The organism is Streptomyces sp. NPDC052301 (genome assembly GCF_044593395.1).
GTDB lineage: Bacteria > Actinomycetota > Actinomycetes > Streptomycetales > Streptomycetaceae > Streptomyces.
In genome coordinates this window covers 192,568-217,437 of the sequence record NZ_JBIUBE010000006.1, presented here as the reverse complement: position 1 = coordinate 217,437, position 24,870 = coordinate 192,568, and the positions used below count along the sequence as shown (strand labels likewise).

At 71.4% G+C, this 24,870-nt stretch carries 22 protein-coding genes and 1 tRNA gene; 14 read left to right on the top strand and 9 right to left on the bottom strand.

Annotated elements, in window-relative coordinates:
- Positions 1–90: 90 nt before the first annotated feature.
- The 4 genes from ACIHEJ_RS18675 to ACIHEJ_RS18660 all read right to left on the bottom strand — a co-directional run bounded on the left by ACIHEJ_RS18675 (position 91) and on the right by ACIHEJ_RS18660 (position 4,502).
- Entirely contained in the window at positions 91–924 is an 834-nt protein-coding gene (locus ACIHEJ_RS18675; RefSeq protein ID WP_400136603.1) for an S-methyl-5'-thioadenosine phosphorylase, read from the bottom strand.
- Between the two features lie 100 nt (positions 925–1,024).
- Positions 1,025–1,336 (bottom strand): FmdB family zinc ribbon protein, encoded by a 312-nt coding sequence (locus tag ACIHEJ_RS18670; RefSeq protein WP_400136600.1) that lies wholly within the window; start codon positions 1,334–1,336, stop codon positions 1,025–1,027.
- A 67-nt stretch (positions 1,337–1,403) separates the two neighbouring features.
- On the bottom strand, positions 1,404–2,702 hold the full coding sequence (locus tag ACIHEJ_RS18665) for an MFS transporter (RefSeq protein WP_400136597.1): 1,299 nt from the start codon (positions 2,700–2,702) through the stop codon (positions 1,404–1,406).
- Positions 2,703–2,993: 291 nt separating this feature from the next.
- A complete protein-coding gene (locus tag ACIHEJ_RS18660; protein WP_400137490.1) occupies positions 2,994–4,502 on the bottom strand; it encodes a potassium/proton antiporter in 1,509 nt (502 codons plus the stop codon).
- 212 nt (positions 4,503–4,714) lie between these two features.
- On the opposite strand from ACIHEJ_RS18660, the gene ACIHEJ_RS18655 reads away from it, so the two are divergent.
- On the top strand, positions 4,715–7,555 hold the full coding sequence (locus tag ACIHEJ_RS18655) for a penicillin acylase family protein (RefSeq protein WP_400136594.1): 2,841 nt from the start codon (positions 4,715–4,717) through the stop codon (positions 7,553–7,555).
- 68 nt (positions 7,556–7,623) lie between these two features.
- On the opposite strand, the gene ACIHEJ_RS18650 is transcribed toward ACIHEJ_RS18655, so the two are convergent.
- A complete protein-coding gene (locus ACIHEJ_RS18650; protein ID WP_400137487.1) occupies positions 7,624–8,205 on the bottom strand; it encodes a 5-formyltetrahydrofolate cyclo-ligase in 582 nt (193 codons plus the stop codon).
- Between the two features lie 126 nt (positions 8,206–8,331).
- On the opposite strand from ACIHEJ_RS18650, the gene galU reads away from it, so the two are divergent.
- The 7 genes from galU (at position 8,332) to ACIHEJ_RS18615 (ending at position 13,844) form a co-directional block, all read left to right on the top strand.
- The gene (galU, locus tag ACIHEJ_RS18645) at positions 8,332–9,243 is read left to right on the top strand and encodes a UTP--glucose-1-phosphate uridylyltransferase GalU (RefSeq protein WP_400136591.1); all 912 of its coding nucleotides are present in this window, start codon (positions 8,332–8,334) and stop codon (positions 9,241–9,243) included.
- Positions 9,240–10,562, top strand: a complete 1,323-nt coding sequence (glp, locus tag ACIHEJ_RS18640; protein ID WP_400136589.1) for a gephyrin-like molybdotransferase Glp — start codon at positions 9,240–9,242, stop codon at positions 10,560–10,562. Before galU ends, glp begins: the two co-directional genes overlap by 4 nt.
- 84 nt (positions 10,563–10,646) lie before the next feature.
- Entirely contained in the window at positions 10,647–11,159 is a 513-nt protein-coding gene (gene moaC, locus ACIHEJ_RS18635; RefSeq protein WP_400136587.1) for a cyclic pyranopterin monophosphate synthase MoaC, read from the top strand.
- The gene (locus ACIHEJ_RS18630) at positions 11,156–11,656 is read left to right on the top strand and encodes a molybdenum cofactor biosynthesis protein B (protein ID WP_400136585.1); all 501 of its coding nucleotides are present in this window, start codon (positions 11,156–11,158) and stop codon (positions 11,654–11,656) included. Before moaC ends, ACIHEJ_RS18630 begins: the two co-directional genes overlap by 4 nt.
- 20 nt (positions 11,657–11,676) lie before the next feature.
- A complete protein-coding gene (locus ACIHEJ_RS18625) occupies positions 11,677–12,306 on the top strand; it encodes a GNAT family N-acetyltransferase (protein ID WP_400136583.1) in 630 nt (209 codons plus the stop codon).
- 186 nt (positions 12,307–12,492) lie between these two features.
- Entirely contained in the window at positions 12,493–13,677 is a 1,185-nt protein-coding gene (gene glpR / locus ACIHEJ_RS18620; RefSeq protein ID WP_400136580.1) for a gephyrin-like molybdotransferase receptor GlpR, read from the top strand.
- Between the two features lie 93 nt (positions 13,678–13,770).
- Positions 13,771–13,844: transfer RNA gene (locus tag ACIHEJ_RS18615), tRNA-Ala, on the top strand.
- A gap of 103 nt (positions 13,845–13,947) precedes the next feature.
- Here ACIHEJ_RS18615 and ACIHEJ_RS18610 read toward each other — a convergent pair.
- The gene (locus ACIHEJ_RS18610) at positions 13,948–14,541 is read right to left on the bottom strand and encodes a hypothetical protein (protein ID WP_400136577.1); all 594 of its coding nucleotides are present in this window, start codon (positions 14,539–14,541) and stop codon (positions 13,948–13,950) included.
- Positions 14,542–14,685: 144 nt separating this feature from the next.
- Positions 14,686–15,162, bottom strand: a complete 477-nt coding sequence (locus ACIHEJ_RS18605; protein WP_400136574.1) for a GNAT family N-acetyltransferase — start codon at positions 15,160–15,162, stop codon at positions 14,686–14,688.
- Positions 15,163–15,242: 80 nt separating this feature from the next.
- Between ACIHEJ_RS18605 and ACIHEJ_RS18600 the strand changes: the two genes are divergently transcribed.
- Positions 15,243–16,046, top strand: coding sequence for an exodeoxyribonuclease III (locus ACIHEJ_RS18600; protein ID WP_400136571.1), 804 nt, complete (start codon positions 15,243–15,245; stop codon positions 16,044–16,046).
- A 38-nt stretch (positions 16,047–16,084) separates the two neighbouring features.
- On the opposite strand, the gene ACIHEJ_RS18595 is transcribed toward ACIHEJ_RS18600, so the two are convergent.
- Positions 16,085–16,705, bottom strand: a complete 621-nt coding sequence (locus tag ACIHEJ_RS18595) for a MerR family transcriptional regulator (RefSeq protein ID WP_400137484.1) — start codon at positions 16,703–16,705, stop codon at positions 16,085–16,087.
- A 177-nt stretch (positions 16,706–16,882) separates the two neighbouring features.
- Here ACIHEJ_RS18595 and ACIHEJ_RS18590 point away from each other — a divergent pair, with 177 nt between their 5' ends.
- The 4 genes from ACIHEJ_RS18590 (at position 16,883) to ACIHEJ_RS18575 (ending at position 20,628) form a co-directional block, all read left to right on the top strand.
- A complete protein-coding gene (locus ACIHEJ_RS18590) occupies positions 16,883–18,451 on the top strand; it encodes a flavin-containing monooxygenase (RefSeq protein WP_400136568.1) in 1,569 nt (522 codons plus the stop codon).
- Positions 18,448–19,401: an alpha/beta fold hydrolase gene (locus ACIHEJ_RS18585; RefSeq protein WP_400136566.1), complete on the top strand. Its 954-nt coding sequence runs from the start codon at positions 18,448–18,450 to the stop codon at positions 19,399–19,401. The genes ACIHEJ_RS18590 and ACIHEJ_RS18585 overlap by 4 nt, the downstream gene beginning before the upstream one ends.
- Positions 19,398–20,282, top strand: a complete 885-nt coding sequence (locus ACIHEJ_RS18580; RefSeq protein ID WP_400136563.1) for an SDR family oxidoreductase — start codon at positions 19,398–19,400, stop codon at positions 20,280–20,282. The genes ACIHEJ_RS18585 and ACIHEJ_RS18580 overlap by 4 nt, the downstream gene beginning before the upstream one ends.
- A 97-nt stretch (positions 20,283–20,379) precedes the next feature.
- Complete coding sequence (locus tag ACIHEJ_RS18575) at positions 20,380–20,628, top strand: hypothetical protein (RefSeq protein WP_400136560.1); 249 nt, start codon at positions 20,380–20,382, stop codon at positions 20,626–20,628.
- A gap of 105 nt (positions 20,629–20,733) precedes the next feature.
- On the opposite strand, the gene ACIHEJ_RS18570 is transcribed toward ACIHEJ_RS18575, so the two are convergent.
- Positions 20,734–24,090, bottom strand: coding sequence for a S41 family peptidase (locus ACIHEJ_RS18570; protein ID WP_400136558.1), 3,357 nt, complete (start codon positions 24,088–24,090; stop codon positions 20,734–20,736).
- Between the two features lie 154 nt (positions 24,091–24,244).
- On the opposite strand from ACIHEJ_RS18570, the gene ACIHEJ_RS18565 reads away from it, so the two are divergent.
- Positions 24,245–24,850: a TetR/AcrR family transcriptional regulator gene (locus tag ACIHEJ_RS18565; RefSeq protein WP_400136556.1), complete on the top strand. Its 606-nt coding sequence runs from the start codon at positions 24,245–24,247 to the stop codon at positions 24,848–24,850.
- The last annotated feature ends 20 nt before the right edge of the window (positions 24,851–24,870 follow it).

The window sequence follows — 24,870 nt, the reverse complement described above, 5'->3', positions numbered from 1 at the left end:
CTGTGGACAACTCCCTCACCCGAAGGGGGAATTCCGGTGAGCTGTCCACAGGCGAGCCACGCCGGCCGGCGACCTGCGCCACCCCGTGCCCTACGGCAGCTCGAAGCCCGGATCCATTCCGCCGAGCGCGTTCACGCACAGGCAGTCCCGGCCCGCGGTCTCCGGCAGCGCCCCCACCGCGTCGAAGAGCACCCCGCGCAGCCGGTCCACGTTGGCGGCGAAGACCTCCAGCACCTCCTCGTGGGAGACGCCCTCGCCGGTCTCGGCGCCCGCGTCGAGGTCGGTCACCAGGGTCAGTGAGGTGTAACACAGCTCCAGTTCCCGGGCGAGCGCCGCTTCCGGATGGCCCGTCATGCCCACGACCGACCAGCCCTGTGCCTGGTGCCACAACGATTCGGCACGGGTCGAGAACCGCGGTCCCTCGACGACGACCAGCGTGCCGCCGTCCACCGGCTCCCAGTCCCGCCCACGCGCGGCCTTCAGCGCGGCGGCCCGGCCGGCGGGGCAGTACGGGTCGGCCATGGACACGTGCACCACGTTGGGCACCGTGCCGTCCGGCAGCGGCAGCCCGTCGAAGTACGTCTGCATCCGGGACTTGGTCCGGTCCACGAACTGGTCCGGTACGAGAAGGGTGCCGGGGCCGTACTCCGGGCGCAGCCCGCCCACCGCGCACGGACCGAGCACCTGCCGCACGCCGACCGAGCGCAGGGCCCACAGGTTGGCGCGGTAGTTGATGCGGTTCGGCGGCAGGTGATGACCGCGGCCGTGCCGGGGCAGGAAGGCGACCCGCCGGCCGGCGATCTCGCCGAGGAAGAGGGAGTCGCTGGGCGGTCCGTAGGGGGTGTCGACCTCGACCTCGGTGACGTCGTCGAGGAACGAGTAGAAGCCCGAGCCGCCGATTACGCCGATCTCTGCGTTCGCCATGACCAGCACATTAGCTGGCCGCGGAACAGCGGGGGAGCCGCTGCCGGAAAGCACCGAAGACCCCGCCGTCGTGCGACGGCAGGGTCCCTGGAGAGAGGTCTCAGGCGGCGGAGCTCGACGAGGACGCCGACGACGCCGAGGACGACTTCGAGTCGCTCGACGTCGAGCTCGACGAGTTCGACGAGGACGCCGAGGAGCTGGACGACGTGGTCGCCGGGCTGCTGCTCGACGTGGAGCCGCGCGAGTCGTTGCGGTAGAAGCCGGAGCCCTTGAAGACAATGCCGACCGCGGAGAACACCTTCTTCAGGCGGCCACCGCAGCTGGGGCACTCGGTCAGAGCGTCATCGGTGAACTTCTGCACCGCCTCGAGGCCCTCGCCGCACTCGGTGCACTGGTACTGGTAGGTCGGCACTGTCTTCCTCCTGGCACTCTCACTCGATGAGTGCTAACGACCATCAATAGTGACGTATTCCCGGGGATCAGTCCACCGTCACCGGCACGCGGTGACCGACGCCACGTGCGACGGTGCGGTTCCGCTGCTGCGCGACCAGCCGCGACCGCAGGGTCACCAGGGTCGCCAGCGCGAGCACGGTGCCGCCCAGCGGGACCAGGAATCCCGCGCCGTCCCACAGCCGGTCCTCCAGCTGTCCGGCGACGGTGACGGCGGCCGCCTGGCCGAACGCGACCGCACCGGTCAGCCAGGTGAACGCCTCGGTGCGGGCGCCGTCCGGGACCAGGGCCTCGACCAGCGTGTAGCCGGTGATCAGCGCCGGCGCGATGGACATGCCGACCAGCAGGCCGAGTCCGGCGAGCAGCGGCACCGAGTGCGCCGTCCACAGCGCGGACGCGGTGATCGCGAGCGCGGTGTAGCCGACGACCAGGCGCCGCTGCGGGGCGACCTTCCAGGCGATCGCGCCGCAGACGATGCCGGACAGCATGTTGCCCGCGGCGAAGACGCCGTACAGGACGCCGTTCAGGCCGGGCTCGCCGATCGACTCGGTGAACGCGGCCAGCGACACCTGCATGCCGCCGAAGACGGACCCGATCCCGAGGAAGGTCACGACCAGTACCCGCACGCCCGGGACGCGCAGCGCCGAGGCGTGCTGCACGCGCGCGTGCCCGCTGCCGACGCTCACCGAGGGCTGGGTGGCCTTCTGGGCGGCGAACAGCAGACCGCCGACGAGGGTCAGCGCGCCCTCGGTGACCAGGCCCGCCGCCGGTGTGACGGCGGTGCACAGCGCGGTCGCCAGCAGCGGGCCGAAGACGAAGGTCAGCTCGTCCGTGACCGACTCGAACGCCGCGGCCGTGGTCATCAGCGGCGACCCCTGCAGCTTCACGCCCCAGCGGGCCCGCACCATGGGGCCGACCTGGGGCACCGAGGCACCGGTCGGGACGGCAGCGAGGAACAGCGCCCACAGGGGCGCGTGCGCCAGCGCGAGCGCCGTCAGGGTCAGGCCCGACAGGGTGTGCACGAGGACGCCGGGGATCAGGACGGCGCGCTGGCCGTAGCGGTCGGCGAGACGGCCGCTGTACGGCGCGAACAGGGCCATGGAGACACCGGTCGCGGCCGCGGCCGCGCCCGCTGCGCCGTAGGAGCCGGTGGTGTGCTGCACGAGCAGCACGATGGAGATGGTGAGCATCGCGAACGGCTGGCGCGCCGCGAAGCCCGGCAGCAGGAACGTCCAGGCGCCGCGGGTGCGCAGCAGCTGTCCGTATCCCGGGCGGGAGGAGGCCGGCGAGATCTTCTCCGGTTCGGTGGTGGTGACCGTGGATCCCACGGCCCGTGCCTTTCTGCCGCCTGGTAGCGGGGCCGGGTGAGGCCCGGGTGCCGAGAGCTGTCCTCTTGCGCGGACTGCGGTAGATACCGGTGCCCACTGTGGGTGGGGACGACTCGGCCGCCATACGGTCGCGCCAGCTCTGCGTCAGGCAGAGTTGGTTCGATCAGGGTGCGCCTTCATGGTACAGGGGCAATGGCGGCGTACGGCTGTGAAAACCAGCACCATGGGCGGGGTCACCTGGGATTTCCCGGGACGTCCGTGCAGGCTTCCGATTCGGCGCGAACTGCCGCGTCAACGCGACCTGCCGGCCCCGTCGGTGCCCAGCCAGCTCGCCAGCTTGCCGCCGCGGGCGACCGCGCGCAGGCGTCGCTCCGCCGCGTCGCGGACCGGGTCGGTGGCGACGACCAGGAGTTCGTCGCCGTGCCGCAGCACCGTCGTGGGCAGCGGAACAAACGATTTTCCTTCGCGGACGACGAGGGTGACGGCGGCCCCCGGTGGCAGCCGCAGCTCGTTGACCTCGACGCCGTGCATCCGGGAGCCCTCGGGCACCGTGATGGACAGCAGGTGCCCGCGGAGCCGCTCGAGGGGCGCGGACTCGATGCCGAGGTCGGAGGCGGCCTCGCCCTGCTCGCCCAGGCGCAGCGTGCGCGCCAGCCAGGGCAGGGTCGGCCCCTGGACCAGGGTGTAGACGACGACCAGCACGAAGACGATGTTGAAGATGCGGCGGCTGCCGGTGACGCCGTTCACCATCGGGATCGTCGCCAGGATGATGGGCACGGCGCCGCGCAGCCCCGCCCACGACAGCAGGGTCTGTTCCTGCCACGGGACGCGGAACGGCGCCAGGCTGAGGACCACGCTGAGCGGGCGGGCCACCATGGTCAGGACCAGCCCGATGACCAGGGCCGGGACGACGTCGTCGCCCAGGTCGTGCGGGGTGACCAGCAGGCCGAGCACGACGAACATGCCGATCTGGGCGATCCAGCCGAGCCCCTCGGCGAAGCCGCGCGTGGCGGGCCAGTGCGGGAGCTTGGCGTTGCCGAGCATCATCGAGGCCAGGTAGACGGCAAGGAACCCGCTGCCGTGCGCGAGGGCGCCGGCGGCGTACGCCGTGACACAGATCGCCATGACGGCGATCGGGTAGAGGCCGGACGCCGGCAGGGCCACATGCCTCAGGCCCCAGGAGCCGAACCAGCCCACCGCGAGCCCTGTGGCCGCGCCGATGGCCAGTTCCAGGACGATCTTGCCGAGCAGGATGTACCAGTGCTCGACCGGGCCGGCCGTGGAGAAGGCGACGACCAGGATGACCACCGGGGCGTCGTTGAAGCCGGACTCCGCCTCCAGCGTGCCCGTCACGCGCGCGGGGAGGGGCACTCTGCGCAGCACGGAGAAGACCGCCGCCGCGTCCGTCGACGACACCACCGCGCCGATGATGAGCGCCTGCCGCCACTCCAGCCCGACCAGACAGTGCGCGGCCGCCGCGGTGACGCCGACGCTGACGGCGACCCCGAAGGTCGCCAGGACGGAGGCGGACGACAGGACCGGCCTGATCTCTTTCCACTTCGTGCCGAGACCGCCCTCGGCGAGGATCACGACCAGGGCCGCGTACCCCATGACCTGGGTCATCGCAGCGCTGCTGAAGTTGATGTGACCGATGCCGTCCTGGCCCATGACGACGCCGATCGCCAGGTAGACGAGCAGGCTGGGGAGCCCGCTGCGGGAGGAGACCCGAACGGCCGCGACGGCGACGAGCAGGACCACGGAACAGACGAGCAGGAGCTGGTTGAGGTGGTGGACGGTCAGCGGCGGTTCCTCCCCTGGATCTCCGGTTACTTCGTTACCTTACCTAACTCTTGACGCTTTCTTGACGCTCGGCGAGGGAAGATCGAACGCTCGTGCGCGCTGGTTCCCGACTCCGCGTCAAGGCGGACAGGGCCCTGCGCCTATGGTTGCTCCAGCGCTCATTCAAAGTCACAGCCCGACCTGCCGCTCGCGTTAGGACAGCAAGGACAGCGATGCCCCCCAACACCACCGCCACAACGGGTGACACCGCCACCACGGGTGCCACGTCCGTCAAGTCCGGCAGGAAAAAGGGGCGCAAAGCCCGATTGCTCGTGCTGGTCCTGGTCCTGGCCATCATCGGCGGCATCGCCTATGGGGCCTACTGGTCGATCAGCACCGTCCGTGCCTCCTTCCCGCAGACCAAGGGTTCGATCACGCTCGAGGGCCTGTCGGGGCCGGTCGACGTCAAGCGGGACGGCAACGGCATCCCGCAGATCTACGCCTCCTCCGCGCAGGACCTGTTCATGGCGCAGGGCTACGTCCAGGCGCAGGACCGGTTCTACGAGATGGACGTGCGCCGGCACATGACCTCCGGGCGCCTGTCGGAGATGTTCGGCAAGAGCCAGGTCAAGAACGACGCGTTCCTGCGCACGCTCGGCTGGGACCGCGTCGCCAAGCAGGAGTACGACACCAAGCTGTCGGCCTCCACGAAGAAGTACCTGCAGGCCTACGCCAAGGGAGTCAACGCCTACCTCCAGGGCAAGGACGGCAAGGACATCTCCCTGGAGTACGCGGCCCTGGGCTTCACCAACGACTACAAGCCGCAGGAGTGGACCCCGGTCGACTCGGTCTCCTGGCTGAAGGCGATGGCCTGGGACCTGCGCGGCAACATGCAGGACGAGGTCGACCGCGCCCTGATGACCAGCCGCCTGGGCCCGCAGCAGATCCAGGACCTGTACCCCGACTACCCCTACAGCCGGAACAAGCCGATCGTGCAGCACGGCCAGTACGACGCGCTGACCAAGTCCTTCCGGGCCGGCGCCACCGGCACCGCCCAGGGCGCGGGCTCGACCGGTACGACGGGTACGACAGGTACGACCGGAAGCACCACGGGCGGCTCTCAGGGCGCCACGGGCACGACCGGCTCCTCCTCCTCGACCACCGCCGGAACGGGCCTCACGAGCCAGCTGGCGGGCCTCTACAACGTCCTGGACAACGTGCCGACGGCCGTCGGCGTGAACGGCCAGGGCATCGGCTCCAACTCCTGGGTCGTGTCCGGCAAGTACACGATCACCAAGAAGCCGCTCCTCGCCAACGACCCGCACCTGTCGGCGTCGCTGCCGTCCGTCTGGTACCAGATGGGCCTGCACTGCCGCACCGTCTCCAGCGCGTGCCCGTACGACGTCACCGGCTACACCTTCGCCGGCATGCCCGGCGTGATCATCGGCCACAACGCGGACATCGCCTGGGGCATGACCAACTCCGGGGCCGACGTCACCGACCTCTACCTGGAGAAGGTGAGCGCGAACGGCTACCTGTACGACGGCAAGGTCCGGCCGTTCAAGACCCGCGAGGAGACCGTCAAGGTCGCCGGCGGCGGGTCCAAGACGATCGTCGTCCGCCAGACCCAGGACGGCATGCCGCTGCTGTCCGACCGCGACGACGAACTCGTCGAGGTCGGCAAGAAGGCCACGGTCAACACCGCCGCACCCGACCGCGGCGACGGCTACGGCATCGCCCTGAGGTGGACCGCGCTCGACCCGGGCACCTCCATGGACGCCGTGTTCGCCCTCGACAGGGCGGCCAACTGGAGCGAGTTCCGCTCGGCCGCCGCCCTGTTCGACGTGCCCTCGCAGAACCTGATCTACGCCGACACGGACGACAACATCGGCTACACGCTCCCCGGCAAGATCCCCACGCGGACGTCCGTGGACGACGGCTCGATCCCGGCGCCGGGCTGGGAGTCGAAGTACCGGTGGACCGGCTTCATCAAGCAGGACGAGCTGCCCTACGAGTACAACCCCGAGCGGGGCTACATCGTCACCGCCAACCAGGCCGTGGTCGACAAGGCCAAGTACCCGTACACGCTGACCACCGACTGGGGCTACGGCACCCGCAGCCAGCGCATCACCGACCTGATCGAGTCCAAGATCAAGGACGGCGGCAAGATCTCCACCGACGACATGCGGCAGATGCAGCTGGACAACAGCAGCGAGATCGCCAAGCTCCTGGTGCCCAGGCTGCTGAAGATCAACCTCGACGACAAGCAGGTGCGCCAGGCGCAGAAGCTGCTGGAGGGCTGGGACTACACCCAGGACGCCGACTCCGCGGCGGCCGCGTACTTCAACGCCGTCTGGCGCAACGTCCTCAAGCTCGCCTTCGGCAACAAGCTCCCCAAGGAGCTGCGCGTGAAGGGGCAGTGCCTGTGGGTCGACAAGATCGACAGCACCGGCCCGGTGGACGACGACACCAAGGTCCGCGAGTGCGGCCAGCGCGACGCCGACCAGGCGCAGCCGGACGGCGGTGACCGCTGGTTCGAGGTCGTGCGCACCCTGATGGAGAAGCCGGACAGCGACTGGTGGAAGACGCCGGCGTCGGGCACCCGCAAGGCCACGCACAACGTGGACGAACTCTTCGCCCGCGCCATGATCGACGCCCGCTGGGAGCTGACCGCCAAGCTCGGCAAGGACATCGACACCTGGAGCTGGGGCCGGCTGCACCGCCTGTTCCTGAAGAACCAGACGCTCGGCACCGACGGCCCCAAGGTCCTGCAGTACGTCCTCAACCGCGGCCCCTGGAAGCTCAGCGGCGGCGAGGCCACGGTGAACGCGTCCGGCTGGAACGCCGCCGGTGGATACAACGTCGTCTGGGTGCCGTCCATGCGGATGGTCGTCAACCTCAAGGACTTCGACAAGTCCAAGTGGATCAACCTGACCGGCGCCTCCGGGCACGCCTTCAGCGCGCACTACACCGACCAGACGAGCCTGTGGGCCAAGGGCGAGCTGCTGCCCTGGTCGTTCTCGTCCAAGGCGGTCGACGGGAGCACGAGCGACACGCTCGTCCTCAAACCGTGAGCGCCTGAACCGTACGGTACGGAACGGCCCCCCACGCGCGCGTGGGGGGCCGTTCCGTACCGTACGGTTCAGGCGCCGGGGAAACGGCGCACGCCGGACGGGGTGACCACCGCGTGCACCGGGCGGTCGTGCGCCTCCGTGGGCACCCGCGCGACGACCTCCGTGTCGTAGAGCAGCACCACGAGCCGGGGCCGGGCGCCGGCGCGCTCGAGACGGGCCAGCACGCGGTCGTACGACCCCCCGCCGCGCCCCAGGCGCATGCCGCGCGCGTCCACCGCGAGCCCGGGCAGCAGGACGACGTCCGCGGCGGTCACGGCGTCCGCGCCGAGACGGACGCCCGAGGGCTCGAACAGTGCCATCTTTCCGCCGTGTTGGACCCGGGCGAGGGAGCCGGGGCCGGTGTACTCGCCCCAGTCCAGGTCGTTGTCGGGCAGGAGGGCGGGCAGTAGAACGCGCACGCCCCGCGCGCGCAGCGCGTCCAGCAGGGCGGGCGTGCCCGGCTCGCTCCCCACCGAGACGTACGCCGCCACCGTGCGCGCCCGCGCCAGTTCGGGCAGCTCCACGGCGCGCTCCGCCAGCGCGCGCCCCTTCTCCTGGACGTCATCGTCCGTCAACCTGTTCCTCACCGCGAGGAACTCCCGCCGCAACATGCGCTTGTCAGGCTCGCCCGTGCGTCCGTCGTGTTCCACTGGTCGTTCTCGCACCCTTTCTCATTGCAGTCATAAAGGGACCGGAGCCACAGTTTCCATACAAAGGCACCGGATAAGGTTGCGGGCATGACTCAGTCGCACCCCAGGATCACCAAGGCTGTCATTCCCGCGGCAGGCCTCGGCACCCGGTTCCTTCCGGCCACCAAGGCCACTCCCAAGGAGATGCTGCCGGTCGTCGACAAGCCTGCGATCCAGTACGTGGTCGAGGAGGCCGTGTCCGCGGGGCTCGACGACGTACTCATGATCACCGGTCGCAACAAGCGCCCCCTCGAGGACCACTTCGACCGCAACTACGAGCTGGAGTCGGCGCTCGAGAAGAAGCGCGACGCCGAGCGGCTCGCCAAGGTGCGGGAGTCCAGCGACCTGGCCACCATGCACTACGTCCGCCAGGGCGACCCCCGGGGTCTCGGCCACGCCGTGCTGTGCGCCGCGCCGCACGTCGGCCACGAGCCCTTCGCCGTCCTCCTGGGCGACGACCTGATCGACCCGCGCGACCCGCTGCTGCGGCGCATGATCGAGGTGCAGGAACAGCACGGCGGCAGTGTGATCGCCCTCATGGAGGTCGCGCCCGAGCAGATCCACCTCTACGGCTGCGCGGCCGTGGAGGCCACCGCGGACGGTGACGTGGTGCAGGTGACCGGGCTAGTCGAGAAGCCGGACCCGGCGGACGCCCCGTCGAACTACGCCGTCATCGGCCGCTACGTCCTCGACCCGCACGTCTTCGACATACTCCGCAAGACCGAGCCGGGCCGCGGCGGGGAGATCCAGCTCACCGACGCCCTCCAGCAGCTCGCCCAGGACGAGAAGGTCGGCGGCCCGGTGCACGGCGTCGTCTTCCACGGCCGGCGCTACGACACCGGGGACCGTGGCGACTATCTGCGTGCCATTGTCAGACTCGCGTGCGAACGTGAGGACCTGGGCCCGGACTTCCGGTCCTGGCTTCGCAGTTACGTAGCCGAGGAGATGCAGCAATCTTGAGCAGCGCCGTGACCCGCCCCGCCGGCCCGGACCACCTGTGGTCGGTGGACGAGCACCTGGAGGACATCCTCTCGACCGTCCGCCCCCTCGAACCCATCGAGCTGCAACTGCTCGACGCCCAGGGGTGCGTCCTGGTCGAGGACGTCATGGTGCCGGTGTCCCTGCCACCTTTCGACAACAGCTCCATGGACGGGTACGCGGTGCGGGTCACGGACGTGGCGGGCGCCAGTGAGGAGTTCCCCGCCGTCCTCGAGGTCGTCGGGGACGTCGCGGCGGGCGCGGCCGACCTCGTCCGGGTCGGTCCCGGGCAGGCCGCCCGCATCATGACCGGTGCCCCGCTGCCGTCCGGCGCCGAGGCCGTCGTCCCCGTCGAGTGGACCGACGGCGGGCTCGGTGAGGGCCCGGTGAGCGGCATGCGGGCGCGCAGCCTGGCCCCGGGAGGCGCCGAGGGGCAGGTGCGCGTGCACCGCCCCGCCGAGGCACGCGCGCACGTGCGCGCCGAGGGCAGCGACGTGAAGGCCGGCGACCGCGCCCTGGAGGCCGGTACGGTCCTCGGCCCGCCGCAGATCGCGCTGCTCGCCGCGATCGGCCGCGGCACGGTACGCGTGCGCCCGCGCCCCCGCGTGGTCGTCCTGTCCACCGGCAGCGAGCTCGTCCAGCCCGGCGAGGAGCTGACACCCGGCCGGATCTACGACTCCAACAGCTTCGCCCTCACCGCGGCCGCGCGTGACGCCGGCGCCATCGCCTACCGGGTGGGTGCCGTCGCCGACGACGCCGAGACGCTGCGGGCCACCATCGAGGACCAGCTGATCCGCGCCGACCTGCTGGTGACCACGGGCGGGGTGAGCGTCGGGGCGTACGACGTCGTCAAGGAGGCGCTGTCGCACGTCGGTGACGAGGACGAGCCGGGCGGTGGCGTCGAGTTCCGCAAGCTCGCCATGCAGCCCGGCAAGCCCCAGGGGTTCGGCTCCGTCGGCCCCGACCACACACCGCTGCTGGCCCTGCCGGGCAACCCGGTTTCGTCGTACGTCTCCTTCGAGCTGTTCGTCCGCCCTGCCATCCGTGCCCTGATGGGCCTGCAGGACGTGCACCGGCCCCGTGCCCGGGCCGCCCTGAAGGCGGCCGAGGCGCTCCGCTCGCCCAAGGCGCGCCGCCAGTTCCTGCGCGGGGCGTACGCCGACGGCGAGGTGACCCCCGTGGGCGGCTCCGGCTCGCACCTGGTCGCGGCGCTGGCGCACGCCGACGCGCTGATCGTCGTCCCCGAGGACGTGGAGACCGTCGAGCCCGGCACCGAGGTGGAAGTGGTCCTGCTCGGCTGAGCTCCGCTGGTTGGCGGTACCGTGTCGCGCACAGCAGGCCCGCGCACCGCACTGCGCCGGGCCCGGACCGGGAGCGCCACAGCCATGACAGTGCCTTCCCGGGGGGAGACCCCCGGACCCTCCGCGCAGGACCGACTGACGCACATCGACGACGCGGGTGCCGCCCGCATGGTCGACGTGTCCGGGAAGGACGTGACCGCGCGCACCGCCCGCGCAAGCGGCCGGGTCCTGGTCTCACCGCGCGTGGTGGAGCTGCTGCGCGGTGAGGGGGTGCCCAAGGGGGACGCCCTCGCCACCGCGCGGATCGCGGGCATCATGGGTGCCAAGCGCACCCCGGACCTGATCCCGCTGTGCCACCCGTTGTCGGTGTCCGGTGTGAAACTGGACCTGTCGGTCGCGGACGACGCCGTGGAGATCCAGGCCACCGTGAAGACCACGGACCGCACGGGCGTCGAGATGGAGGCCCTCACCGCGGTGACGGTCGCCGCGCTCACCGTGATCGACATGGTCAAGGCGGTCGACAAGGGAGCGGTCATCACGGACGTGCGGGTGGAGGAGAAGACGGGCGGCAAGTCGGGCGACTGGAGCCGGTCATGACCTATCGCGCTCTGGTGGTCACCGCCTCCAACCGGGCCGCGGCGGGTGTCTACGAGGACAAGGGCGGCCCCTTGATCGCCGACGGCCTGACGGGCTTCGGCTTCGCCGTCGAGGGGCCCCGGGTCGTGCCCGACGGTGACCCCGTGGAAGCGGCCCTGCGGGCCGGAGTCGAGGCCGGGTACGACGTCATCGTCACCACCGGCGGCACCGGCATCTCGCCCACCGACCGCACGCCCGAGGCGACGCGCGCGGTGATCGACCACGAGGTGCCGGGCATCGCGGAGGCCATCCGGGCGTTCGGACGGGAGAAGGTACCGACCGCCGCGCTGTCCCGGGGACTGGCCGGGGTGGCGGGGCGGACCCTGATCGTCAACCTGCCGGGTTCCACGGGCGGGGTCCGGGACGGCCTCGCCGTACTGGAGCCCCTGCTGGTCCACGCCGTCGACCAGCTCCGCGGCGGCGACCACCCCAGACCCAGTAGTGGGGGTGCGAGCTGAACAGCCCTTCCTGGCCCGTCGTGCTGGCGGACGGCGACGTCGTCCTCCGGCCGATAAGGCTGCGTGACCAGCGGGTCTGGCGCGAGGTGAACCGGCGCAACCGGGACTGGCTGCGCCCCTGGGAGGCGACCATCCCGCCGCCCACGCCGAGCGGGCCGATCGTGCACCGGCCGACCTACCGCCAGATGGTCCGCCATTTGCGTTCCGAGGCCAACGCGAGCCGGATGCTGCCCTTCGTCATCGAGTACGAGGGGCGGCTCGTCGGGCAGTTGACGGTCGCCGGAATCACCTGGGGGTCGATGTGTTCGGGGCACATCGGCTATTGGGTGGACGAGGCGGTGGCCGGGCGCGGGGTGATGCCGACGGCCGTAGCGCTCGTGGTGGACCACTGTTTCCGCGCCGTCGGACTGCACCGCATCGAGGTCTGCATTCGTCCCGAGAACCGGCCCAGCCGCCGGGTCGTGGAGAAACTCGGATTCCGGGAGGAGGGGCTGCGGCCGCGCTATCTGCACATCGACGGCGCCTGGCGGGACCACCTCGTCTACGCGCTCACCGCGGAGGAGGTGCCCGACGGGCTGCTCGCGCGCTGGCAGCGGGCACGCGCACAGGGGAGACAGCGCACCCGGAACGGCCCGGGGAATCCCGCGTAGCCTCGGAAATTGAATATCTGTTCGAAATTGATCGGCTGTTGACCGTCTCGGAGCTTTGAAATTCGCGTCCGCGGCCGCCCGCTGATCGCATCGGTCGCAAAAAAAGCTGGAAATATCAGCCAGATCGTGCGACACACCGGCCCAATTGGCGGATGGCCCCACGCAAACCCCTCTACCGTGTGAGGCGTGAGCAGCAGCGGCCTCATCTACGCAGTCATTGTCGGGGCCTGGGCCGCCTACTTGGTGCCGATGTGGCTCCGTAGGCAGGACGAGCTGAACGAGGCCCGTCCGACGGAACGCTTCAGCACCGCCATCCGGCTGCTGTCCGGACGGGCGGGTATGGAGCGCCGGTACGCCAAGGACCTGCGGGCGCGCTCCGCCCAGGAGGGGGAGCCGGACGCCGTCGATCCGGACGCCGTCACCGACTCGGTGGACGTCCGGGCCTTCGCCGTGCCCCCGACCCGTCGTCAGGTCCACGCGGAAGCCGAGCCGGAGGCGCCCGGAAGCACGGACGTGGCGCGCGACCAGCCCGCCGCGACGGCACCCCCCTCCACCCCGGCCCCCGTACGCAAGCGCGTCCCCGCCCCGCGGTCCACCCCCTCGGCGCAGGCGGCCGCAGCACGCGCCCGGCGCTCGAAGGTCCTCGCGCGACGCCGACGCACCACCGTCGTCCTCTTCTTCGCCTTCACTCTCGGCGCGGTCGTCGCCGCCGTCGGGGGGCTCGCCTTCCTGTGGGCGCCCGCCGCACCCGCCGTCCTGCTCAGCGGGTACATCGCCTATCTGCGCAGCCAGGAGCGCCGCCGGTTCGCCTACCAGATGGACCGCCGGGCCGCCGAGGTCGCCGCCCAGCGCCTGCGCGAGCGCCAGCCCCGCCGGCGTGCCTCCCTCGACACCGGCCCCGGCGCCGACGAACCGGAGGAGGTCCGGGAGACCGACACGGACACCGGCCTCTCCGCGCTCGCCGCCGACCGGCGCGCCCTCGTCGAGCAGACCGACCACGCCGAGTGGGTCGACCAGCAGCGCGAGCGGCAGCGCCGGCCCGGCCACGGGGACAGCTGGGACCCGGTGCCGGTACCGCTGCCGACGTACGTGACCGCGCCGGTCGCGCCCCGCGCCACCTCCGACGTGGATCTGGGGGCGCCCGACACCTGGAGCTCGGCGCGCTCCAGCGCGGTCGTCCCCGAGCAGGAGGCGGCACCGGCGGCCGAGACCGAGGACGACGGGACGGCACCCGCGTCCGGGGACAGGCCGGCGGGCGGCCGCAGCGACGCGCGGCGGGCGGCCTCGGCCCGCCGGGCCCGCGAGCGCGGACGCACCCCCCTCTTCGACCAGTACGAGGACGGCGACCGCCCGCGCGCCGCCAACGAGTGACGGCCGTCACGCCCCCGGAAGCCCGCCTCTGACCAGTCGGGGAGCGGATTTCCAAGCACCCCGATCGGGATGCTAAAGTTTCACTCGTTGCAAGGGCCTGTGGCGCAGTCCGGTAGCGCACCTCGTTCGCATCGAGGGGGCCAGGGGTTCAAATCCCCTCAGGTCCACGCAGCTCAGAGCCCCGGCCGGTGATCACCGGCCGGGGCTCTGGCATGTTTCCGGCAGCGAAGTACCGCAACTACTTCATGGTCCGCCCGTTGCCTCGTCCCGTCACGGAGGCGTGGGCAGCTGCGTGAAGGTGCACGGCACCGTGAGCGGCTCTGTCGCGGTGCACACGCCTTCGTACACGGTTCCGTTCGCGGTCAGCACGGTGACGTAGACCTGGTTGCTTCGCGACGCCAGTGTGGCGTCGATAACGTTGGTCGGGCCGCCCACGAACCGCCAGCCGCCCACGGGCTGAGGGTTCGTGGGCGGTGTCTCTCTGACCGTCAGGACGTACACCCGCCCGTTGCACACCACCGAGACGTACTTGTCCGGATCCTGAACCGTCGAGTCGATGTCGAAGCACCCTGTCGGCACCGGCACCGGCGGGGGCTTCGGGCAGTCGTGGCCCTGCTGGCACCCGCCGCCGGCGACGCTCCCGCGGCCGGTCGTGCCGTGTGCCGCCCCGGGCTGCTTCGCAGCGTGTGCTGTTCCGGCTCCGGCGAACGCCATGACGACTGCGGCGGCCAGCGAGGCGGCAGCCCTGCGCTTTTCTCTCACCCTCTGTGCTCCCTTCTCTGGGGGAAACAGGCTTAAAGCCTGCTTATCGGGAAAACACACGAATATATGCCCGGGTGGCACGGCATACGCCGGGGTGCGCACGGTTTTCACTCGCATGCCGCGGGGCGGGGCATGGGTGAGCAGCGGCCGGCTGGTCGGCTTCGGGGGGCGGCGTCATCGACCGGCGTCGTCGGCCGGCGGAGAAGGACTCGGCGGCCCCCAGGTTCGTGCTTCCCGCCGGTCGTTCTACAGCCGCTTCGCGTAGCAGCGGCTGTCCTCGTAGTGGCGGTAGTAGCCGAACTTGGTGCACGGCTCGTAGCCGCTGGAGGTGTACAGGGCGATGGCCTCCGGCTGCTTGGTGCCGGTCTCCAGGACCATGCGGACGCGCCCCGCCATGCGGGCGTCCTCCTCCAGGGCCGCGAGCATGCGGCGGGCCAGGCCCCGGCCGCGCGCCTCCGTGACCACGTACATGCGCTTGAGTTCGGCGTCGCCGTCCTCGTTGCCCTCGTCGTTGTGATCCTGGCTGCGCCAGCCGCCGGTGGCGACAGGGCGGTCGAGCTCGTCGTACGCGATCAGGTACACACCCCGGGGCGGGAGGAAGTCCTCGGCGGCGAGGACCGTGGCATCGCCCTCGTCGCCGTAGCGCAGGCTGTACTCGGCCTGGACCTCGTCGTTGAGCTTGACGGCGTCGGGGTGGTCGAATCGGACGCGGCGTATATTCATGCTGGGTATCGTACTTCTATGCAGACGCATGGGGCGTCGGGCGATGAGGACTCTGACCAGTGTGCCGGTATCGTGCCCTGGTGCTGACTGTGACCTCGGTGAACGTGAACGGGCTGCGAGCGGCCGCCAAGAAGGGCTTCGTGGAGTGGCTCGCCCGGACGGAAGCGGACGTCGTCTGCCTCCAGGAGGTGCGTGCCGAGCCGCACCAGCTGCCCGACGAGGTCAGGCAGCCCGACGGCTGGCACGTCGTGCACGCCCCGGCTGCCGCCAAGGGGCGCGCCGGCGTCTCGCTCTACACACGACGTGAGCCCGACCGCGTCCGGATCGGGTTCGGCTCGTCCGAGTTCGACGGCAGCGGGCGCTACGTCGAGGCCGACCTGCCCGGCGTCACCGTCGCCTCCCTGTACCTGCCCTCCGGCGAGGTCGGCACCGAGCGGCAGGACGAGAAGCTCCGGTTCATGGGCGAGTTCCTGGCCCACCTCAAGGAGCTGCGCGAGCGGGCCGCCGCCGACGGTCGCGAGGTCGTCGTCTGCGGCGACTGGAACATCGCCCACCAGCAGGCCGACCTCAAGAACTGGCGCGGCAACACCAAGAACTCCGGCTTCCTGCCCGAGGAACGCGAATGGCTCGGCCGCGTCTTCGCCCCGGGCGAGGGCGGCTACGTGGACGTCGTCCGCGCCCTGCACCCGGAGACCGAGGGGCCGTACACCTGGTGGTCGTACCGCGGGCGGGCCTTCGACAACGACTCGGGATGGCGCATCGACTACCACTGCGCCACGCCCGGTCTGGCCGACAGGGCCGTCAAGGGCTTCGTCGAGCGCGCGGCCACGCACGCGGAGCGGTGGTCCGACCACGCGCCGGTGACCGTCGTCTACGACCTCTGACCTCCGGCCTCTGAGCGCTGCCGATCCGCAGCCGCCGGTCAGTCGCGTTTGGTCACCCGGCGGTCCAGAGCCAGGGAGAGTTCCGCCTCCACCACGCTGCGGGCCAGCGGGCGCAGGCGCTGGAGGTCCTCCTCCGGGGCGTGGCGCAGGATCAGGTCGGCGAAGAGTTCGGCCAGGGCGTCGGCGTGTTCGCGGACGCGGGCTGCGGCCGTGAGGACCTCGCCGAGCGGGATGCCCTCGCGGACCAGTGCCGAGGAGACGTCCAGCAGCCGGCGGCTGATGTGGACGATCGCGTCGCCGTCGGTGCCGAGGTAGCCCAGTTCCAGGGCGGCGGCGAGGTTCTCGGGGGTGACCTCGCCCTCGAAGCGGGCGGCGAGTTCCTCGGGTGTCAGGTGGACCGGTTCCTCCTCGCTCGGGGTGCCGACGCCGAGGAGGTCGGCGACGTCCCGGCCCTGGTCGAGCGCTTCGGCGAGTTCCGCGATGCCGTTCAGGGTGTGGCCGCGCTCCAGCAGTGCCGCGATGGTGCGCAGGCGGGCCAGGTGGTGGTCGTCGTACCAGGCGATGCGGCCCTCGCGGCGGGGTGGCCGGATCAGTTTGCGCTCGCGGTAGAAGCGCAGGGTGCGCACGGTGATGCCGGCGAGGCGCGCCAGCTCCTCCATGCGGTACTCGCGCCCGCCTTCCCTGCGTTCTGCGTCCTCTGCCACGCCCGCAGCCTATGTTGTACCGCCGGTAACTTTCCTTCCCCGGCCCCCTACCGCTCGGTACGGAGCTGCTCTACAGTCCCATTGCGCCAGTGTTCACTGGCAGAGTCCAAGGCGATGCGTGGAGGCTTCGGGATGGCCGAGCACGAGCATGTACGGGTGGCGGTGATCGGGTCCGGGTTCGGCGGGCTGGGGGCCGCCGTGCGGCTGCGCCGCGAAGGGATCACCGACTTCGTCGTCCTGGAGCGGGCGGACGGCGTCGGCGGCACCTGGCGGGACAACAGTTACCCCGGGTGCGCCTGTGACGTGCCCTCGCACCTGTACTCCTTCTCCTTCGCGCCCAACCCCGAGTGGCCGCGCACCTTCTCCGGGCAGCGTCACATCCGCGCCTATCTGGAGCACGTCACCGACCTGTTCGGGCTGCGCCCGCACATCCGGTTCGGCTCCGAGGTCAAGCTGATGACCTGGGACGCGGAGAACCTGCGTTGGAACATCGAGACCGCGCGCGGGCCGCTCACCGCCGATGTCGTCGTCTCCGCCACGGGGCCGCTGTCCGACCCGAAGATCCCCGAGATCCCGGGGCTGGCGTCCTTCCCGGGCGAGGTCTTCCACTCCGCGCGCTGGGACCACGAGTACGACCTGCGCGGCAAGCGCGTCGCCATGGTCGGCACCGGCGCCTCCGCCATCCAGATCGTGCCCGCCATCCAGCCGCAGGTCGGCCGGCTCACCCTCTTCCAGCGCACCCCTCCGTGGGTGATGCCCCGGGTGGACCGCGCCATCAGCGGCGCCGAGCGCCGGCTGCACCGGACGCTGCCCTTCACCACCCAGCTGCGGCGCGGGCTGCTGTGGGGCATCCGGGAACTGCAGGTGCAGGCGTTCACCAAGCACCCCGACGAACTCGGGCTGGTGGAGCAGCTGGCCAAGCGCAACATGGCGCGCGCCGTCAAGGACCCGGCCCTGCGCGCCAAGCTCACCCCGGACTACCGCATCGGCTGCAAGCGGATCCTGCTGTCCAGCACCTACTACCCGGCGCTGGCCAGGCCCAATGTGGACCTCGTCGCCAGCGGGCTCAGCGAGATCCGCGGCTCGACCGTCGTCGCGGCCGACGGCACCGAGGCCGAGGTCGACGCGATCATCTTCGGCACGGGCTTCCACGTCACGGACATGCCGATCGCCGAGCGCGTGGTCGGGGCCGAGGGGATCACGCTCGCCGAGTCCTGGAAGAGTGGCATGCAGGCCCTGCGCGGGGCCGCCGCCGCCGGGTTCCCGAACTTCATGACGGTCATCGGGCCCAACACCGGCCTGGGGAACTCCTCCATGATCCTCATGATCGAGTCCCAGCTGAACTACATGGCCGACTATCTGCGGCAACTGGACGTCCTCGGAGGCCGTACGGCCCTCGATGCCCGGCCGGCGGCCGTCGAGGACTGGAACCGCAAGGTTCAGGAGCGCATGAAGCGGACCGTGTGGAACACCGGCGGCTGCACCAGCTGGTACCTGGACGCGAGCGGCCGCAACACCACCATCTGGCCCGGCACTACGACCGAGTTCCGGCGTGCGACCCGGCGGCTGGACCTGGCGGAGTACGAGGTGATCCGCAAGCCCGCGACGGCGCGGCCGAAGGCCCCGGCGGCGCAGCCTAAGGCTTCGGCGGCGAAGACGAAGGCCCCGAAGGCCGCCCGGCCGAGCGAGGCCACCGCATGAGCCGGCGCGCCTCCGTGACCTCAGGTCCCTACGCCCCGCCCACCCCCGCCCGTGAACTCACCGTCGTCTCCGCCGACGGCGCGCGGCTGCACGCCGAGGTGCACGGGCCCGAGGACGCGCCTCCCGTCGTCCTCTCCCACGGCTGGACCTGCTCGACCGCCTTCTGGGCCGCGCAGATACGGGAGCTGGCGACCGACCACCGGGTGATCGTCTACGACCAGCGGGGGCACGGACGCAGTCCCGCGAGCCCCGCCTGCACCACCCAGGCGCTGGCGGACGACCTGGAGGCGGTGCTGGCGGCGACGCTCGCGCGCGGGGAGAAGGCCCTGATCGCCGGGCACTCCATGGGCGGCATGACGATCATGGCCGCCGCCACGCGCCCCCGCTTCCGCGAACACGCAGCCGCCGCTCTGCTGTGCAGCACCGGCAGTTCGCGGCTGGTCGCGGAGGCACGCGTGGTGCCGTTGCGCGCCGGACGCGTGCGCACCTGGATCACCGGGCGCGTGCTCGGCTCGCGCGCACCTCTCGGTCCGGTCACGCCGGTGGCGATGAGCGTCCTCAAGTACGCCACCATGGGCGGCCGTTCCGCCCGGCACATGGTCGAGGCGTGCGCGAGGATCGTGCACGCCTGCCCGCGCGCTGTGCGCCACGCCTGGGCGGGCGTGCTCGAGGCGCTCGATCTCGACCACGGTGTACGGGAGTTGAGCGTGCCCACCGCGGTGGTGCACGGTACGTCCGACCGGCTCACGCCCCCCGTGCACGCCCGCGCGCTGGTCGCCGCGCTGCCGCACTGTGTGGGCCTCACCGAGCTGCCCGGTGTCGGGCACATGACCCCGATCGAGGCCCCCGGACAGGTCACCGGCACGATCCGGGAGCTCGTCACCACGTACGTCACGGGGGTCACCCCCGAGCACGGTTCCACCCCCGCGCAGATCAAGGAGGGCGCATGAGCAGGGTCGGCCTCGAAGGGCAGGTCGCCGTCGTCACGGGAGCGGCGCGCGGCGTAGGTGAGTTGCTGGCGCGCAAGCTCTCCGCGCGCGGCGCGAAGGTGGCGCTGGTCGGGCTGGAGGAGGAGGCGCTCAAGGACGTCTCCTCGCGTCTGCACGGCGAGAGCGCCTACTGGTACGCCGACGTCACCGACCACGAGACGATGAGCCGGGTCGCGCAGGAGGTGAAGGCGCGGTTCGGGAAGGTCGACATCGTGGTCGCCAACGCCGGTGTGGCGACGGGCGGTCCGTTCGCCGCCTCCGATCCGCAGGCGTGGCGGCGGGTGATCGAGGTGAATCTGATCGGCTCGGCGGTGACCGCGCAGGCGTTCCTGCCGGTGCTGGTGGAGAGCCGGGGTTATCTGCTGCAGGTCGCCTCGCTCGCCGCGATCACCCCGGCGCCGATGATGACGGCGTACTGCGCGTCCAAGGCGGGCGTGGAGGCGTACGCGCACAGTCTGCGCGCGGAGGTCGGCCACCAGGGCGTGCGCGTCGGCGTCGCGTACCTGTCCTGGACCGACACCGACATGGTGCGCGGCGCCGACCAGGACGACGTGATGCGGGAGCTGCGGCAGCGGCTGCCGTGGCCGGCGAACAAGACCTACCCGCTGGGTCCGGCGGTGGACCGGCTGGTCGCCGGGGTCGAGCGGCGCTCGGCGCATGTGTACGGGCAGTGGTGGCTGCGGGGCATGCAGGGCGTGCGCGGATACCTGCCGGCGCTCATCGGGACCGTCGGCCAGCGCGAGATGCGGCGGTTCGCACCGAGGCTGCAGGGGATGAGTTCTGGACTCGTCGGCGCAGGTGGGGCGGCGGACGAGGCGGCGAGGGCTACGCACCGTAACTGATCCACATGCGCAGCGTGGTCGGCCGTGTGAATCTGGTCGAGGCCCCACCAAAGGGGCCGACTCCCCCAGTTCTCACTCACCACAGGAGTGAACCCACATGGGTATGAAGGACCAGTTCCAGGAGAAGGCCAACCGGCTGCAGGACCAGGGCAAGGAGAAGATCGGCCAGGCCCGTGAGAAGGCCGGTCAGCACGGCCAGCAGCCGCAGCGCGGTCAGCAGCCGCAGCGTGGCGGCCAGCAGCGTCCTCAGCAGCCGCAGTCCGAGCGGGGTCGCCAGAACACGCGCGACATCGAGGACACGGAGCGGGAGATGGACGACCGCTTCGACCGCGACTACGACGCGTAGCCGCTGCGCTCGGCTCCGGCCGGAATGAGATGTGGGGCGCCCTTCCTTCGCGGGAGGGCGCCCTGCGTGTTCCGGTGGAGGGGTCCCGGATGCGGGGCGCCCGCGCTACTGCTGCCGTGGCGGCAGTTTCGGGCGGGTGCGGTTCGGGACGTCGGTGTAGTCGGGGGGGACGGCGGCGGGGTGGGTCTCCAGGAGGTCCAGGGCCAGTTGGATCGCGTCGTCCATCTGGGCGTGACGGCCCTCCGCCCAGTCCAGGGGCGTGCGCATGATCTCCACGTCGGGGGTGACGCCGTGGTTCTCCACGGACCAGCCGTAGGCGTCGAACCAGGCCGCGTTCATCGGCACCGTGATCACCGTGCCGTCGCCCAGGCGGTGCCGGCCGGTCATGCCGACCACGCCGCCCCAGGTGCGCTGGCCGACCACCGGGCCGAGCTTCAGCAGCTTGAAGGCGGCCGTGATCATGTCGCCGTCGGAGGAGGTCGCCTCGTCGGCGAGGGCGACGATCGGGCCTCGCGGCGCGTTCGAGGTGTACGACACCGGTTGCGCGTCCCTCGTCAGGTCCCAGCCGAGGATCGTCCGGGTCAGCTTCTCGATGACGAGCTCGCTGATGTGGCCGCCCGCGTTGCCGCGCACGTCCACGATCAGGGCGGGCCGGGACACCTCCATGCGCAGGTCGCGGTTGAACTGGGCCCAGCCGGAGCCGCCCATGTCGGGGATGTGCAGATAGCCGCACTTGCCTCCGCTCAACTCCCGTACGACGGCGCGGCGCTTGGCGACCCAGTCCTGGTAGCGCAGTGGTCGTTCGTCGACGAGCGGGACGACGGCGACCCGCCGGGCCCGGCCGGGCTCCCCTTCCGCCGGGGTGAACGTCAGCTCCACCGTCGTACCGCCGGACCCGGCGAGGAGCGGGTAGGGGCCCGCCACGGGGTCGACCGGGCGGCCGTCGACATGGGTCAGCACGGCGCCCTCGCGGATGCCCGTGCCGGCCAGCGGCGAGCGGGCCTTGGAGTCGGAGGACTCGCCGGGCAGGATGCGCTTGACCGTCCAGCCGCCGTCGCGGCGCACGAGGTTGGCGCCGAGGAGGCCCTGCCAGCGCTGGTAGTGCGGCGGGCCCTCGTTGCGGCGGGCGGCGGTGACGTAGGCGTGGGAGGTGCCGAGTTCGCCGAGGACCTCACGCAGCAGGTCGGCGAACTCGTCCGGCGAGGCGACGCGTTCGACCAGCGGCCGGTACTGGTCGAGCACCGCGTCCCAGTCGATGCCGCACATGCCCGGGTCCCAGTAGTAGGCGCGGATGAGCCGGCCGGCCTCCGCGTACGCCTGGCGCCACTCGGCGGGCGGGTCGACGACGTGCAGGATGCGGCGCAGGTCGATCCAGACGGTCGTGTCGCTGTCGCCGATCTCCGTGGAGGGGGCCGCGCGCAGGTCGCCCTCGTCGACGACGACCAGCCGGGTGCCGTCGCCGCTCACGGCGAACCAGTCGAGGTGGTCGACGAGTTCGGACTTCTTCGCCTTGGCGAGGTTGAAGTACTCCAGGGCCGGGCGGGCGCTGATGTCGGTCGGGTTGGCGAAGGTCTCGCCGAGCGCGCCGGAGATCGGCCAGCGCATCCAGACCAGGCCGCCGCCCGCCACCGGGCACAGCGCGGAGTACTTGGAGGCGATGACCGGGAACGGCGTGACCCTGTTCTCCAGGCCCTCCACCTCGACGGTCACCGTGCCGTTCTCGCCGGTGTCCTCGTCCTCCAGCGGGTCCAGTCCGCCCGCGGCCGGGCGGCCCTCGGGGTTCAGCGCGAAGGGGGAGGGGGTCGCCGAGTTCAGCGGGACCAGATACGGGCGGCAGCCGAGCGGGAAGGACAGGTCGCCGGTGTGGACGTCGTACACCGGGTCGAAGCCGCGCCAGGACAGGAAGGCGAGGTAGCGGCCGTCGCGGGTGAAGACGGGGTTCTCGTCCTCGAAGCGGCCGTTGGTCACGTCCACGACGAGCCGGTCCTTGATGCGGGCCAGCTTGATCTGGCGCAGGGAGCGGCCGATGCCCGGGTGGGACCAGGTGAGCCAGGCGCCGTCCGGGGAGAAGGCGAGGTCACGGACGGGGCCGTTGACGGACCGGATCAGCTCGGTGACGCGGCCCGCGGCGGCCCCCGCGGCTCCTTCTCCCTGGTCGCCGGAGCCCGCGGGATCCTCCTCGTCCTCCTGCGTGTCCTGCTCCGGGCCCGCCTCCGCGCTCGCCTCCGCGTCCTCCTCCTCCGACACGTCGATCAGCAGCAGCCGTCCGTCGTGGGACGCGACCGCCAGCCGTTCGCCCGGCGGGTCGGAGACCATCTCCAGGACCCGGCCCAGCTCCCCGGAGGCCAGCCGGCGGGGCGGTCGGTCGCCGGTGGCGCGGGGCAGCTGGGCGATCTCGACGGCGTCGTCGCCCTCGGCGTCCGTCACATAGGCGACCTGGCCGGTGGAGCCGAGCATCTCCGGCAGCCGTACCCGCACCCCGGGGTTGTCGGTGATCGTGCGGGCCGGCCCGTCGCGGTGGGTGAGCCAGTACAGGCTGCCGCGTACGACGACGGCGCTGGCCCGGCCGGTCTCGTCCACGGAGATGCCGTCGACGTTCTGCGCGGCCGGCACCGGGTACCGGCGGCGCCCCGCCGCCGGCCCGGCGAGCCGGATGTCGAGCTTGTGCGGGACACCGGCCGGGGAGAGGTCGTCCACCAGCCACAGGTCACCCGCGCACTGGTAGACCACCCGCGTGCCGTCGCTGGAGGCGTGCCGGGCGTAGAAGGCGTCGTGGTCGGTGTGGCGGCGCAGGTCGGTGCCGTCGTGGGCGCAGGAGTAGAGGTTGCCGACGCCCTCGTGGTCGGAGAGGAAGGCGATCCGGCCGGCGACGAACATGGGGCTGGCGAGGTGGCCGCCGATGTCGGGCAGCAGCTGCTCCCCGTGCAGCCAGAGCCGGCCCATGGCGCCGCCGCGGTACCGCTTCCAGGAGGCCGGTTCGTGCGGCGGGGTGCCGGTGAGCAGCAGCGTCTTGTGCACGCCGTCGACGTCGGCGACCTGGATGTCGGAGACCGGCCCCCAGGGAAGCTTGCGGCCGGGGTCGCCGTCCGCCGTCACCTTGTAGGCCCAGGTGAAGTAGGAGAAGGGCTCACCGTGGGAGGCGACCGCCAGGATGTCGGCGTTGCCCTTGTCGTCCGGGGGCGTCCAGCCGCAGACCTGGGTGTCGGTGCTGCCCCAGTACGTCAGCTGCCGCGCGGGACCGCCGTCGACGTCGACGAGGTGGATCTCGGGGACGAGGCTGCGCCAGGTCGTGTAGGCGATCTCGCGGCCGTCGGGTGAGAAGCGCGGGTGGCCCGCCTTGGTGCGGTCCGCGGTGAGGCGCCAGGCGCGGCCCGGGGCGTCGAGGGGCGCCAGCCAGAGGTCGTCCTCGGACACGAAGCAGAGCAGGTCGTCGCTGATGTGGGGAAGGCGCAGATAGCTCACCTCCCCATGCTTTTCCCCCCGCTGGGCCCCAGCAACTTATGCGGCGTACACGTCCGTGACCCACGGCACGTACGAAACGGTTTCGTTTCGCACGCTCTCAGGGTATGTTCATGGTGTACGAAGACGGAGGCTCCCGAGCGGGAAGGTGACGGGCATGACCGAGAGTGTCGCAACGGCGCGTCGCAGTCGGATCACGCCCGAGCGCGAGGCCGAGTTGTACGAGGCCGTGCTCGACCTGCTCCGGGAAGTCGGCTACGACGCCCTCACCATGGACGCCGTGGCCGCCCGCACCCGGTCCAGCAAGGCCACGCTCTACCGCCAGTGGGGCGGCAAGGCCGAGCTGGTGGCGAAGGCCGTGCGGCACAACAAGCCCGGCCCGGTCGACGACGTCGACACCGGGTCGCTCAGGGGCGACCTGCACGCGCTCACGCTGCGTGCGGACGACTGCGAGATGGAGCAGAACTCCGCGCTGATGCGGGGCCTGGCCATGGCGACCCACTCCAACCCCGACCTCCTGCGGGCGTTCCGGGAGCATCTCATCGAGCCGGAGATGGCGGAGTTCCGCCGCGTCCTGCACCGGGCGATCGACCGGGGCGAGGTACGTGCGGACAACCCGGCGCTCGAGTTCGTGATGCACATGATGATCGGAGCGTTCGCCGCCCGCACCATGATCGACGAGCAGCCGCCGACACAGGGCTTCCTCCTCTCGTACATCGACGCCGTGGTCCTCCCCGCCCTCGGCGCGCGCAGCACCTCCTGAGCTGACCTCTTTCCCCAGCA

Bases quoted from the DNA above. Each gene is read 5' to 3' on its own strand.
- ACIHEJ_RS18585 (WP_400136566.1), top strand. From the start codon at position 18,448: ATGAGCCGGCGCGCCTCCGTGACCTCAGGTCCCTACGCCCCGCCCACC.
- ACIHEJ_RS18650 (WP_400137487.1), bottom strand. From the start codon at position 8,205: ATGTTGCGGCGGGAGTTCCTCGCGGTGAGGAACAGGTTGACGGACGAT.
- moaC (WP_400136587.1), top strand. From the start codon at position 10,647: ATGACAGTGCCTTCCCGGGGGGAGACCCCCGGACCCTCCGCGCAGGAC.
- galU (WP_400136591.1), top strand. From the start codon at position 8,332: ATGACTCAGTCGCACCCCAGGATCACCAAGGCTGTCATTCCCGCGGCA.
- ACIHEJ_RS18575 (WP_400136560.1), top strand. From the start codon at position 20,380: ATGGGTATGAAGGACCAGTTCCAGGAGAAGGCCAACCGGCTGCAGGAC.
- ACIHEJ_RS18565 (WP_400136556.1), top strand. From the start codon at position 24,245: ATGACCGAGAGTGTCGCAACGGCGCGTCGCAGTCGGATCACGCCCGAG.
- ACIHEJ_RS18605 (WP_400136574.1), bottom strand. From the start codon at position 15,162: ATGAATATACGCCGCGTCCGATTCGACCACCCCGACGCCGTCAAGCTC.
- ACIHEJ_RS18675 (WP_400136603.1), bottom strand. From the start codon at position 924: ATGGCGAACGCAGAGATCGGCGTAATCGGCGGCTCGGGCTTCTACTCG.
- ACIHEJ_RS18580 (WP_400136563.1), top strand. From the start codon at position 19,398: ATGAGCAGGGTCGGCCTCGAAGGGCAGGTCGCCGTCGTCACGGGAGCG.
- ACIHEJ_RS18595 (WP_400137484.1), bottom strand. From the start codon at position 16,705: ATGGAGGAGCTGGCGCGCCTCGCCGGCATCACCGTGCGCACCCTGCGC.
- ACIHEJ_RS18655 (WP_400136594.1), top strand. From the start codon at position 4,715: ATGCCCCCCAACACCACCGCCACAACGGGTGACACCGCCACCACGGGT.
- ACIHEJ_RS18630 (WP_400136585.1), top strand. From the start codon at position 11,156: ATGACCTATCGCGCTCTGGTGGTCACCGCCTCCAACCGGGCCGCGGCG.
- ACIHEJ_RS18590 (WP_400136568.1), top strand. From the start codon at position 16,883: ATGGCCGAGCACGAGCATGTACGGGTGGCGGTGATCGGGTCCGGGTTC.